Source organism: Acidobacteriota bacterium, assembly GCA_009861545.1.
GTDB lineage: Bacteria > Acidobacteriota > Vicinamibacteria > Vicinamibacterales > UBA8438 > WTFV01.
On sequence record VXME01000067.1, the window covers coordinates 77108 to 90256 of the forward strand.

Genomic DNA, 13149 nt, shown 5'->3' on the forward strand with positions numbered 1-13149 from the left:
CCCGGCGACGGCGTGCGAGCTCAGAGGCCGCCCGATTCGGGCATGCGGTAGCCGACCCCGCGCTCGTTGCGAATATAAGCGGGGCTGGCCGCGCTGTCGCCCAGCTTGCGGCGGAGCCGTTTCACGACCGCGCGCACGAGCTTCGGGTCGCTGGCCCCTCGACCCCGCTTGCCCCATGCCTGGCGCAGCAACGCGTCGTATGTCAGTACCCGCCCCGCGTTGACCGAGAGCACGCGGAGCAGCTCGAACTCGGTGGCCGTCAGCTCCACCGGCCGATTGGCCACGGCGACCCGGCGTTCGTCGTAGTGGATGGTCAGTTCCCCAAGCACGAACGGCTCGGGTTCGGCCCGTCGGCGAAGGGCGGCCCGCACCCGCGCGGTCAACTCCGACGGGGAGAACGGCTTGACGATATAGTCGGCGGCGCCCGCATCGAGCGCCCTGACAATCGTCTCGTCCCTACCGTAGGCCGAGATGAAGATCACCGGCAGGTCGCCCACCTCGGGGACGCGCTCCAGCAGCTCGATGCCGTCCGTTTCGGGGAGCAGCAAGTCCAGCAGCAGCAGCGCGGGTCTGTGCGTCCTGATCAGGTCGGCCAGCTCCGCCGAGTCGCCGGTTACGACCGGGGAGTACCCCGCCCTGGTCAGCGCCTCCCGAACGTAGCGCAGCATTTGCGGGTCGTCGTCGAGCACCAGGATGCACTTCGGCTCCTGCCCCTGCCGCGGGGATCGCAACCGGGGCCGCGCCGGGCCGGCAGCCGCGGCGTCTGCCTCCTCGGCCACCGGCACCGTGAAGGTGAACTGCGTGCCACGCCCCAGGCCGCCGCTCGCGGCCCAGATGCGGCCCCCGTGCGCCTCGACCAGCCCCTTGCAGATGGCCAGGCCCAGACCGGCCCCGCGCGCCCACTCGCCGGGCGCCGCAGCGTGCTTGCGGAACAGGCGCGGCAACTCCTCGGCCGGGACGCCGCGGCCCTTGTCCGCCACCGAGATCGCCACATGCACGCCGTCGCGCTCGGCAGCGACCCGGATGGGCAACGACTCGGGGGAGTGCCTCGCCGCGTTCGACAGGAGATTGTTGAGAACCTGGACGATCCGCGTCCGGTCGGCCATTACCCGCGGCAGGTCCTCCGGCAGGTCGATGCTCACGACCCGCGTGGCGGCGCCGCTCAGGAAGGCATTGCGCGCCTGGTCCACCAGCGCGGCGACCTCGGCCGGCTCGGGCGACACCGACAGCGTGCCCGTCACGACGCGTCCATGGTCGAGCAGGTCGCCTATGAGGCCGCGCATCCGATCCGCCTGCTCGTTGATGACCCGAAAGAACTGCAGCATCTCGGCCGGCTCGGGTGGCGGCGAGGCGTCCAGCACGGTGGTCGCCGAGCCCTTGATCGATATCAGCGGCGTCCGCAGCTCGTGGCTCACGATGCTCAGGAACTCGGCGCGCACCCGCTCCAACTCCTCCAGCGGCGCCAGGTCCTGCAAGGTGACCACCATCGATTCCACCGCCCCGTCCGCCGTACGGATCGGCGTGGCGTTGACCAGGGTGGTGACGCTGCGGCCGTCGGGAAGCGAGAGCGTCATCTCCTCGGCGCGCACCGTCTCGGCGCTGTTCAACTGCTGCGCCATCGGAAACGCCGCCAGGGAGACCTCGCGCCCGTCGGCTCGCCGGCAGGTGACCAGCTCCAGCAGCTCTTCGGGAGGGCGCCCCGGCATGTTCAAGCCCTCGACGATCCGCCGCGCCTCGCGGTTGAACGACACCGGCTCGCCAGCCCCGCCGAAGACCACGACGCCCACCGGCGAGGTCTCGATCAGGGTCTCCAGGTCGGCCCGCACCCGCCGCTCGTCGCGGTGTGCGCGAGCGTTGGCGATGGCGGTCGCAGCCTGGGAGGCGAACAGCATCAGGACCTCCTCGTCGGCGTCGGTGAACTCTCGCGCGCCCTCCTTCTCGGCGAGAAAGAAGATGCCGACGTGGTCGTCGCGATGCCGCATCGGCGTGCCCAGCATCGTCTTCGACCGCATCAGATCGGAGGAAAAGCCGAGCGCGCGGACATAGACGGGCAGGTCCGACAGCCGCAACGGGGCCTTGAGGTCGCAAAAGTGCTTGAGCAGCCGCGGCCCTTCGGACCAGTCGACCATCTGCTGCTTCTCGGCCGGGGTGAAGCCGGAGGTGACGAACTCCTGGACGTTCCCTGCGTCGTCAACGGTCGTGATAACCCCGTAACGGGCGCCGGCCAGGGCGCAGGCGCTGTCGACGACCTCCTGCAGAACGGTGTCGAGGTCGAGGCTCGAACTGATGCGCAGGACGGCGGCGCTCAGCCGGGAGACGCGTTCCTCGAGCGACTGTATCTGTCGCCGCAGTGCGGCGGAACTGTCCTTCACTGGTTCACCTCACCGGCCCGACTATCGTTGCCTACGGCTCCGTTTCCGCAATTATCTCTTTTCTATCGCGCACTGTATGCACGATATCATGATTACATCACTGAAATCCTGCTACGATCACGCTTCCGGTTTCAGCACATGTGGATCGACGGGCGCGAGACGGGACGCGATGACCGTGCCACGGCGGATGCGACGTGCTACCCGTCGCGTTGCGCGCGGCCGGCGCGGTGCGCGTCGCGGCGGGATTGCAGCCGGAGCGGGTCCGCGGGCAGGTTCACGAGAAGTACCGGACCGTCATGCGGGAGTGCGGCATGACGGTGGCGGATATCCGGTAGCATGGAGCACCCTGGCCTGTCGGCCGACTTCCGAACCAGGTACCGGCTGGTGGCCGCGGCTCTGCGCGGCACGGCCGGCGACAGGAACGTCGCCGCCCTCCACGCACGCACCCTCGCCGCGGATGCGCTCGAGGAGGCCGCCGGTCTCCTGCGGGAGCGCGGCCGCGACGACCGTGTGCGGGCGCTCGTGAACCGGGCCATTCGGCGCGCCGGGCTCGCCGCCGACCTCGAGGGCTGAACTGCCGGCGCCGCACCGACGCGACGTTCCGGAATCCTCGAACACGCCTTCCCGCGGTCACTGCAACGAGAAGGCGACCAGCTCCGCGATTCTCTCCTCGTCCAGCGCCGCCACGACCAGGTATTGCCGCCCGCCCGCCATGTAGGTGATCGGGAATCCGGTGGTCGGTCCACCCGGCAAAGGAATCTCGTGGACGACCGCACCCGTTCGCTTGTCGTAGGCGCGGAGCACCGGCCCCCCGCGTTGTCCCTCGCCCGCAAACAGCAGGGTGGACGTCGCAAGCAGCCCGGAGCTCTGCGTGAGAATCCCCGTCTGCGGCACGTCCACACCCTGCAGGTCCGGATGCTGCCGGATGTACTCCGGCGTCTCGCCGTGCGGGATCTGCCACAGCATCTCTCCCGCGGTCAGGTCGATCGCGGTGATCCGGCCGTAGGGAGGCTTCAGCAGAGGCAGGTCGCGGACGGTCGGCACGCCGCGGGCGAACGAAATGTGGTAGCGCACGCCGGTTCCTTCGGTACCGTCCGTCAACCCGAACACCGTCGGCCGGGTCTGCGACGGCACGAAAAGCAGACCCGCCTCGACGTCCACCGCACCGCTCGGCCAGTTGACGCCGCCGCCCGCGCCGGGGAGCCCGATGGTCCCGAGATTGACGCCCGGCTCGATCAGGGACGGCGGGGTGTAGAGGGGCCCGAGCCGGTATTGCTCCACGATCCGCAACGCCTCGGCACGCAGCTCGGGCGTGAAGTCGATCAGGTCGGCCTCGGTGACGCCCTGGCGTTCGAACGCGGGCGGCCTGGTGGGAAAAGGCTGGGTAGGAGACGCCCGTTCGCCCGGCATATCCGACGGCGGCACCGCCCGCTCCTCGATCGGCCACACGGGTTCGCCCGTCTCGCGGTCGAGGACATAGGCGAACCCCTGCTTCGAGAGCTGCACCAACGCCTTGATCGGGACCCCATCGACCTCGATGTCCGCGAGGATGGGAGCGGCAGGGATGTCGTAGTCCCAGAGCTCGTGATGGGTGAGCTGGAAGTGCCACGCCCGCTCGCCGGTCTCGGCGTCGAGCGCCAGCACGGAGTTGCCGAAGAGGTTGTCGCCCGGCCGATAGCCGCCGTAGTAGTCGTTCGTGGGCGTCTCGGTGGCCACGTAGAACAGGCCGAGCTCGGGGTCCGCCGTCACCGGCGCCCAATGCCCGACGTTGCCCGTGTACTTCCAGGAGGCATCGAGCAGTTCCGGACGCTCCCGCACCCAATCGTGGGTGCCGGTGGGCACGTTCCACAGAGACTCGTCCGCCGCCAGCCAGGTCTCGACGCCGAACTCACCTTCCCTGGGGACGGTGTTGAAACGCCAGAGCGTCCGGCCCGTGCGGGTGTCGTAGGCCACCACGTCGCCGGGCATGTTCATGGGCCAGACCTCGTTGGGAGAGGCCCGGGTGGGAATGCTGCCGGTATGCAGCGAGATCGAGGCCACGAGCGCGTTGCCGAGAATCGCGGGCGGCGACGTATTGGCCACGCGGCCCGCCCGCTCCGCGGCCGGGCGCTCGCTCCAGCGCAGGTCGTCCATCATGTCCACGACGCCGGCCGTGCCGAAATCCGTCACGAGATTCCCCGTCCGGGCGTCGAGGGCCGCCAACTGGAAGCTCGGCGTCACCACGAAGATGCGCTCGTCCCCCGCCCCGTCGGTCCAGTAGGACACGCCGCGCCCGGCGCTGCGCGCCACCGGCTCGATGATGTCGCCCCACCGGCGCTCGTTGTCGCCCGGGTGCCAGTTCCAGATGGGCTCGCCGCTGGCGGCATCGAGGGCAATCACGCTGCGCTGGTTGCCGATGGTCGTATACAGGACCCCGTTGACCACGATCGGACTGATCTGCGTCCGGCCGGATGGCGGGGGCGTTCCCTGGTCGCGCGCGCTCCAGCGCCAGGCCACCTCCAGATCGCCGACGTTGCCGGCATGAATCTCGTCGAGCGGCGAGTAGCGGGTGGCGCCCGCGTCCGCCCCGAACACACGCCATTCGCCGCTGGCGGCGCCGTCCTGCGCGCTCACGCCAACGGTTCCCACACACGCGACGGCCGCGATCGCCGCCCAACGGATCACCGCACGCCGACCGGAAAGCGTTTTGGACATGGCGAGAACATGGCACAAATCGTTTCGGAACGTCAAAACGCCGCCCGCCCATTCTGCGGCGGAAGCTACTAGAACGTGAGCCTCATGCCGACCTGAATCTCGCGGGCCGAGAACGCCGAGTCGATCAAGCCGAACTCCGTGTCGTTCGGATCGTGGCGATTGGCGACGCCCAGTCCGCCGACACCGGAAATGCTGCCGACGTTGAAGTTGGTGCGATTGAGGACGTTGAAGAAATCGATGCGCAACTGCGCCCGCGCCGACGGTGAGAACCCGAGAGGAACGTTCTTGCGGAGCCCGACATCCAGCGTCGCGTACCACGGCCCGCTGATGGGCGACATCGGCAGCGTCCCGGCCTCGAGCATTTCCGGATTCCGAAAGAGATCGGGATCGAGCCCGCCCCCCTCGGCCAGCAGGCCGGGATCGAACAGACTCACCCCGCCGTCCTCGAGATGGTAGACGCCGGTCTGACGCTGCAGCTCGTCGACGTCGATGCCGGTGAGATGCACCGTGTTGGTCATCGCTCTGCTGCCGCCGCGGTTGATGGTGCCCCGTCCGGAGACGATGTTGATCGCCTCGCCCGAATGCATTCGGACGAATCCGCTCAAGTCCCAGCCACCGACGACCGCGCTCAGCGCGCCGCGGTTGTTCATCCAGCGCCGCCCTTCGCCGACGGGGATCTCCCACACCCAATTGGCGTTCAGGGTGTGCGTGATGTCGTACCAGGGACGCATGACCTCCAGCTCGGGCTGGGCGTTGTCGAAGAGCGCGCGGAAATTCGACTGGCTGCCGGCGAAATCCGTCGTTACCTGGCCCCACGTGTAGTTGAACTGCGCGGTGAGTCCCGAGCGCCAGGCCCTGCGGACCTCTAGCTGGAGCGCGTCGTACTCGGAAAACGCGTGGTTGCCGACGACGTCGCCGACGAAGGTATTCGGATTGGTATAGAAGTAGCCTATCGGCAGCGTTGCGCCGAACCGCTCCCCGCCTTCCCCGTTGAAGAAGAAGATCCGGTTGGGGGCCAGGAAGCCCCCGATGTACTGTCCGATCTCGCCGTTTCTGATCCAGTTCTGAACGGCCCCCGACTGCAGGAAGCCGCCGAACCCCAGCCGCGGGAAGACCCGCAGCGCTTCGCCGATCCCGGGGTCGCCGTTCGCGGCGAGGTTCCGCTGCGCCCGCCTGAAGTCCTCCACGAAGGCGTCCGGCAACAGGACCTGGTTCAGGTCGACGGCGCGGAGCAGGTCGTTGCCGCGGTTTCCGACATAGCGCACCTCGACCGCGGTATCCGGCAGGAGTTGATACTGCAGCCCGACGTTCCATTGCTGGACGGACGGGGTGCGCAGGTCGGGATCGAACGTAAACAGGGCGGCCGTGGAATCGGCCAGGATTCCATCGCGCGCGGTCCGGGGAATGTTGAACTCGGGCGCCTCGACGGGAACCAGCCCCGCGCCGCTCACCGTGCCGCCGACCCCCGGCAGCACGACGGTCTGGCTCAGGCCGGCATTGGCGCCGAGCGCATTCGATACGGTCGTCATGTTGTTGTCGAGCACGTAGTTCAGCGAGTACCCGGCCCGCACGACCAGCTTGTCGGTCAGTTGCCGGGCCACGCCTATATTCGGAGCGAAGTTGTTCCTGTCGCTGTTGAAGAAAGGCCTTCCATTCGCCGATCCGGCGAAGTCGACGACAGCGTTCGGGTCGAGCACCGCCTCGACGCCACCCACCGGCAACAGGGCCAGGCCTTGCGTCTCCTCCGGGACGGTGTGGAGCTCCCACCTGAGGCCGAAAGTCAGGCTGGTCTCCGGGGTGATTCGCCAAGTGTCTCCCGCATAAAAATGCATGAAATTCTGGCTAAGAATGCGTCTCCTCGTTGCTCCGTCCACGTACCCCGAGGTCGTCGAGACGACGTTGAAGGTCCGATCCGCTTCGTCGACGACTCCGCCGAGCGTCGCCAGCAACCCCGAGGCCGTGTCCAGCTCGTCGGAAGAGATCCCGCCGGGGAACAACCCGGGCACGAGCGGGTCCGGCCTTCCAGGGCCGAAGCCGAGCGAGTAGGTCGGCAGCAGTCCCGCGTCGTTGTAGGCGTTGACTTGCGTCCACCGTGCGCCCCCGCCCACCTTGATGGTGTGCGCTCCCGCGACCCAGGTCAGGTTGTTGCTGAGCTCCAGATTGCGGTCATCGCGACCCTGATCCAGGAAACTCCGGACGGGATTCGAGAGTACCGGGAAGCTCAGGCGATAGCCGTCGGGAAAGGTCTCGTTGTTGGCGAACCAGACGCTGGAGGCCTTGTAACCGATGAGCGCTTCGTTCACGGCGTTCTGGCCGAGCGCGCTCGTCAGGCCGAACGAGCCGAGCATCCGCCACGAACCCTGGCCCGCCCCGGGCCGCCCCGGAAACACGGAACCGATGTTGTTGAACACGGAGTTCGGCGTGTCCAAGCTGTACCGATGAAACGTCCCCTTCAGCGACTGGGTCGGGTTCACCACGTAGTCTCCGCGAAACACCAACAGCCGGCCGTTGGAGCTGTCGGGGCTGTTGAATCGGTACCCGGCCGTGTTCCGTCCGTCGCCCACGCTGGCGTCGTTGTGCCCCGGCGTCGAAGCGACCAGTGACTGCATGGCCGGATCGGGGGCGATGCCCGCCAGGTTGAACAGGTTCACCGAGGCCACCTGGCCGTTATCCTGCCTGACGTAGCTGAAGTCGCCGCGCCGCGCGGGGTCCGTCAGGACCGTGCGTACCACGGACGCGGAGCTCGGCACTCGCTGTTCTTCGTAGTTGAGGAAGAAGAACGCCTTGTTCCTCACGATGGGACCGCCGACGTTGAAGCCGAAATCGTGTACCCGCTGCCGCTCTTTGTCGATGCCGGCGGCCTTGTTGAAGAAGTTGGTGGCGTTGAACGCCTCGTTCCGGTGATAGTAGAAGACCTCGGTGCCGAGCGAGTTGCTTCCCGAGCGGGTGACGAAATGGGTCTGCGAGGCACCCAGGCCGTCGTCGACATCCGCATTCCCGGTCGTGATGCTGATCTCCTCGATAAAGCTCTCCCTGACGGGCAAGTCACCGAACATGGCGTCGGTCCGAATGAACGTGTCCTGATTGTTGACCCCGTCCAGCGTGTAATTGTTGAAGGTCCCTCGCGTGCCGTTGATGGACGCGGTGCGCGCGCCGGCCGGGCCGGTCACCCCCGCCTGGGTGAGTGCGAGCTGCGTGACGCCCCGGCCGTTCAGGGGCAGGTCCCGGACCTGCTCCCGGCTGAGGTTGGTGTTCAGCTCCGCGTTGGCCGTGTTCAGCAGCGACTGCGGCCCGGCCGCCGCCACGACCACGGTCTCGGCCACCGCCCCCACCTCGACGACGATATCGATGGACGTGGGCGCGTTCAGGGCCACCCGGACGTCCTCGACCACGGTCGTCGCGAAGCCCGCGGCGCCCGCCGCCACCCGAAAGGTCCCCGGGGGCATCCGGGGGAACAGATAGAGTCCGCGCTCGTCCGTGATGGTCTCCCACACGATGCCCGTGTCGACCTGCGTCATGAGCACGAACGCCCCTGGAATGACGGACCCGGTTTCGTCCTGTACCGTCCCCTCCACTCTCGACGTGAGAGGCTGCGCGGCCGCCGGAACTACCGCGGCGAGCACGATTCCCGCTACCAACGCAATTGCCGTCCTGCCGCCGATTCGAGCCGTGTGCCGCAAGGGGATTCTCCTGAACGTCGTTGCCTCGACGCCGCTTCGTCGAAAGTGCTGTCCCGAATTTTGTACGCACGAATTCTACAGCCGGCCAGTCGTGTGACGGAAGCCCGGAAGGCCCGGCGGTCGCGCGGCGCTCGAACCGAGATGCTGCACGGGTACGGTCAGGCCGTCTCAATACACGCGGAGCGGCGCGCCGGAGGCGGCGACGGCGGCCCGCCTGGCGTGGCGGTCGAGGATCTCCAGCGCCGCCCGACCGGTCTCGCCGAGGTCCGAGGTCCAATCGTTCACGTACAGATCGACGTGCTGGAACATCACCTCGTCGGTCAGCTCCTGGGCGTAGCGGCGCATGGTGGGAACGGTCTCGGCGCGATGGGCCCGGGCATGCGCGAGTGAATCGCGGATGACGGCGCTCACGGTCCGAATCGTCTCGGGGCCGAGGGCGTGCCGCGCAAGGATGCCGCCGAGGGGCAGCGGCGCCGCGGTGGCCTCCTCCCAGACCGCGCCGAGGTCCTCGACGCAAGCGAGGCCGTGCGCGCGCCAGGTGAAGCGGCCCTCGTGGATGCAGACGCCGAAGTCGGCGGCGCCGGCCTCGAGCGCGGGCATGATGTCGGAGAACACCACCTGCTCCACGGCGCCCTCGCCCGTGTGGAAGAGCTCGTAGAGCAGGGTGGCGGTGGTGTGGGCGCCCGGACACAGCACGCGCGCGGGTCGCGGGTCGCCGCCCGGTCGCGGGACCGGTTCGCGGGGATGGGTGCCGGGGCGCGCGGCGAGCAGCAGCGGCCCTACGCCGAAACCGAGGGCCGAGCCGACCGGCAGCACGCCCAGCGTGCCGCGCAGAAGGAGGGCCGCGTGAAAGCTCGCCTTCGCGACGTCGAAGTCGCCGGCGAACAGCCTCCGGTTCAGCTCCTCGACATCGAGCAGCTCGACGCGGAAGTCGAGGCCGCGCGGGTCCACCCTCCCTGCCAGAATGCCGTGGAAGGCGAACGTGTCGTTCGGGCAGGTCGAGATGCCCAGATGAATCGGAGTCACGCCGTGTCGCTCCAGGCGGGCCGCTGCAGCAGGTCGGCCGCGACGAGCCAGGCGGCGTCGAGCGCTTCCGGAATCTGCCAGCGCTCGAACCGGCGGTCGCCGACCGCGTTCGAGATGCCGCGGACGATGGCCACGGGCACCTCCGCGAGACGGCAGGCCAGCGCCACCGCGAAGCCCTCCATGTCCTCGGCCGCCGCGCCGGGAAACAGCGCCCGGCGCTCGCGGGCCTCGGCATCGGTCGCCGAGGCGGTGCACACCGTCAGGAGCGGGCCGGCCGCTGGCGGCACGGGATGGGCGAGCGCGAGCGCCTCCGGCCCGTCCGCCTCTCCCCCGCCGCTCCGCGGCCAGTGGCGGAACCCGAGGGCCGGGGCCGGCACGAAGGAGGCCACGCCGACGCCGACGCCGTGCATCAGGACCGACGGGAAGACGGCCGCCGTGCCGACCGGAAGCCCGTCAGGGTCGAACGTGCCGGCGATGCCGACGAGAACGACCCGCTCGGGCTCGTGGGCCGCGATGGCGTCCCGGGCCCGCGCCGCCGCCGCCACCGGCCCGAAGCCGCACAGCTCGCACGGCGCATCCACGCCGAAACCTCGCTGCCGGGCCAGGTGACGGCGCTCGATCTCGGTGGGGACCAGCACCAGCGTGTTGGGAGCGGCATCCGGCATGACGCGAAATGATCCTCCGACAACGAACGGCGTGAAATCCACGACGAAGGAATGCCGACGGATCCACCCCCAAGGGGCAGCCGGACACTGACTTGTCATCGTAGCGTATCCAAGATCTCAAGCTGTTCACCTGGCGTACCGGAGCGAGCGTGGAGGTCGACGGCGCGACTGGGAGATTCTTCGACTCGTCGGGTCAGTACCGGAACAGGTACTGGAACTTCACGAACACCGCCCGGTTCGTCCGCTGGCGCCCGAGCACCCGCAGCTCGCGGCCGCCGACGTCGTGCCAATCCGACAGGTCGCCGTCGATCAGGTCGGCCTGCTGGTAGTGGTCGTCGTATCCGGCGTAGAGCACCGTGCCGGCGTTGACACGGTAGGTGAGCAGGAAGTTGAGGTCGAGCGTTCCGACCAGGGTGTTGTACTCGCTGATGTTGCGGAAGAGCAGCCGGTTGCTGAACTGATACGTCGTCAGCGCGCGGAAGATCCGGACGTCGAACACCTCCTCGCTGCCGCGGCGCGGGTCGGTGAACCGGTTCGTGGTGACGTTGACGGCGGACTGCAGGCGCGGGACGGGCCGCAGGATGACGCGCGCCGTGATGCCCTGCTCGCGGCCCAGGTAGGGGGTCCGCGTGTGGAAGAGAATCTGCTCGCCCCGGCGGTATTCCAGCGACACGCCGACGCGCCGGCTCGTATCGACCCGGCCGAAGACCCGGGCGCGCGTCTTGACGAAGTCGATTCCACCGAAGCGCTCCAGCTCGCGCCGTACGTTGCTGGCGGCGAACATGTTCCTGAACAGCGCGAAGTTGATGCCGGCGTCGGCGACCTCGTCCTGCAGCACGCCCGCGAAGTCGTAGTTGCGCCCGTAGACGAACTCCGGCCCCCAGTTGCGGAGCCAGTTCTCCGGCCACCAGCGGTAGCCGCCGGTCACGGACGTGTAGCGCTGGTCGGTGCGCCGGACGAACCCGACGTCGGTCCGGAAGTCGGGCGACAGCGCATACGAGGACAGCGAGTAGCGCAGATTCCGGCCGCGCTTGTTGAATACCGCGTCGACCAGGTAGCCGCTCGTCTTCGCCCCCTGTTGGTCCTGGTGATCGGTCCCCATCGCGCGGAACGCGACCGAGTGGGTGTCGCCCAGGCGGAAGTTCGAGTCCATGCCGGCGAGCCGGCTGTGCCCGCCGAGCAGCTCCCGGTTGGTGAAGATCGTGCCGACGTGCGATTCGGCGTACAGGTCGTAGCGCGCCCGGCCGACGAAGGTGTCGGCCGATGACCCGAACGCGGGATCCGTCGCATCGTCCAGGTTGCCGGGCTCCGCGTCGCTGGCGTACAGCACGCCCACGCTGGTCCGTCCGACCTTGCCGGTCAGCTTGGCGCCGAACGCGGGATCGACGATGCGCCGGGTGTGGACCGCCGTGATCGGCGCCCGGACGGCGAAGATTTCGGCGCCCTCCAGGAAGAACGGCCGCAACTCGGGGTAGAAGAGCGCGAAGCGCTGGTTGACCTCGATCTGCGGCAGGTCCGACTCGACCTGCGAGAAGTCGGGGTTGAACGTGACGTCCGCGGTGAGGTTGGACGTCACCCCGTACTTCAGGTTCAGGCCGCCCTCGGGGGACGGGTCCCGGTCCCGGAAGCGGCCGGTGGCGCGGTCGAGCGACCCGAAGCGGATCGTCGTGAAGGTCGGCAGCAGCTCCAGGTTGTGGCTGCGCGACAGGTCCGTCATCCCCTCCAGTACGCCCATCTGCGGCAGGAAGCCCGCGATGTCGCGCGAGGTGGGCGACCAGACGTCCGCCTCGTCCCGGCCGCCGATGATGCGTGCGATCTGCAGCCCCCAGCGGTGGGGCGCCCCGGCCTCCCGGCGCGGATAGCGCAGGCTCTTGAAGGGAATCGCCAGCTCGGCGACGAAGCCGTCGTCGACCAGCTCGGCCGCCGAGTCGAACAGCACGTCCCAGGAGGCGTCGCCGCGCGGCACGCCGAAGCGGCCGCCCCCGAGCGCGCCCGCCTGCAGGATCGCGTCCCCCTGCACGCCGTAGCCGTTCACCGTGAACACGTACGCCCGCTGCTGGTCGAGGAACGGGTCGAAGTAGATCAGAAACAGGTCGTCGTCGATCGACTCGTCGCGGTCCCGCCGGTTCGCGCGGATCATGCCGGGATTGGAATAGTGCGCGTACAGGCCGACGTAGATGTTGGCGCTGTCGTAGGCAAGGTAGATGTCGCTCGGCTCGCTCGCCGGGATCCCGTCGAACGGCCGGCGTTGCACGAGCTGGGTGATGTGGGCGGCGTCGCGCCACAGCGGTTCGTCGAGGCGGCCGTCGATCACCGGCGGCTCGGCCAGCCGCGGGGGGCGCACGACGGGGCGGCCGGTCAGCACGCCGGCGTCCACCGCCCTGTCCGCGGTCTGCTGCGTCGCGGGAGTTGACTGGCCGTAGGCGGCGGCCGGAACACCGACGGCGACGATGGCGACACTACAGACAGCCAGGAGTCTGCGCCGCAGGACGTAGCGCCGCCGTGGATGACGCCGACCTGGCGCCAATTGGTAGTGCAACGCAGTGTCGAGGCGTTGCGTCGCCGGGTGAAGGCAGGGCGCCTCTCGCCACGAGCTGCCAGATACCGGCCGCCGGTCCAGGGGGACGTGCGCCACATCAACCGCCCGGCTCATTGTGGTCCACCCGGAGTCGTGCATGCCACCGGCGGAGCCCGTTCGTGCCGCCACAAGTC

General features: G+C 68.8%; 7 protein-coding genes. 1 reads left to right on the top strand and 6 read right to left on the bottom strand.

From position 1 onward, the window contains the following. Window positions 1–20: 20 nt before the first annotated feature. Window positions 21–2372 carry a response regulator gene (locus tag F4X11_10705; protein ID MYN65483.1) on the bottom strand — a complete coding sequence of 784 codons (2352 nt, stop codon included), beginning with the start codon at window positions 2370–2372 and terminating at the stop codon, window positions 21–23. A gap of 336 nt (window positions 2373–2708) precedes the next feature. On the opposite strand from F4X11_10705, the gene F4X11_10710 reads away from it, so the two are divergent. Further along, window positions 2709–2945, top strand: coding sequence for a hypothetical protein (locus F4X11_10710; protein MYN65484.1), 237 nt, complete (start codon window positions 2709–2711; stop codon window positions 2943–2945). A 57-nt stretch (window positions 2946–3002) separates the two neighbouring features. Here F4X11_10710 and F4X11_10715 read toward each other — a convergent pair whose 3' ends face one another. From F4X11_10715 to F4X11_10735, 5 genes are all read right to left on the bottom strand, one after another. Then, on the bottom strand, window positions 3003–6380 hold the full coding sequence (locus tag F4X11_10715) for a PQQ-binding-like beta-propeller repeat protein (GenBank protein ID MYN65485.1): 3378 nt from the start codon (window positions 6378–6380) through the stop codon (window positions 3003–3005). Next, window positions 5135–8752 (bottom strand): carboxypeptidase regulatory-like domain-containing protein, encoded by a 3618-nt coding sequence (locus tag F4X11_10720; protein MYN65486.1) that lies wholly within the window; start codon window positions 8750–8752, stop codon window positions 5135–5137. Before F4X11_10720 ends, F4X11_10715 begins: the two co-directional genes overlap by 1246 nt. Before the next feature lie 162 nt (window positions 8753–8914). Then, window positions 8915–9787, bottom strand: a complete 873-nt coding sequence (locus F4X11_10725) for a 1,4-dihydroxy-6-naphthoate synthase (GenBank protein MYN65487.1) — start codon at window positions 9785–9787, stop codon at window positions 8915–8917. Further along, window positions 9769–10536, bottom strand: a complete 768-nt coding sequence (mqnB, locus tag F4X11_10730; GenBank protein ID MYN65488.1) for a futalosine hydrolase — start codon at window positions 10534–10536, stop codon at window positions 9769–9771. Before mqnB ends, F4X11_10725 begins: the two co-directional genes overlap by 19 nt. Before the next feature lie 94 nt (window positions 10537–10630). Next, on the bottom strand, window positions 10631–12814 hold the full coding sequence (locus F4X11_10735; GenBank protein ID MYN65489.1) for a carbohydrate binding family 9 domain-containing protein: 2184 nt from the start codon (window positions 12812–12814) through the stop codon (window positions 10631–10633). Window positions 12815–13149: the final 335 nt, after the last annotated feature.

Excerpts from the sequence above, each read along its gene's own strand:
- F4X11_10710 (MYN65484.1), top strand. The coding sequence starts at position 2,709 with ATGGAGCACCCTGGCCTGTCGGCCGACTTCCGAACCAGGTACCGGCTG.
- mqnB (MYN65488.1), bottom strand. The coding sequence starts at position 10,536 with ATGACAAGTCAGTGTCCGGCTGCCCCTTGGGGGTGGATCCGTCGGCAT.
- F4X11_10715 (MYN65485.1), bottom strand. The coding sequence starts at position 6,380 with ATGGAACGTCGGGCTGCAGTATCAACTCCTGCCGGATACCGCGGTCGA.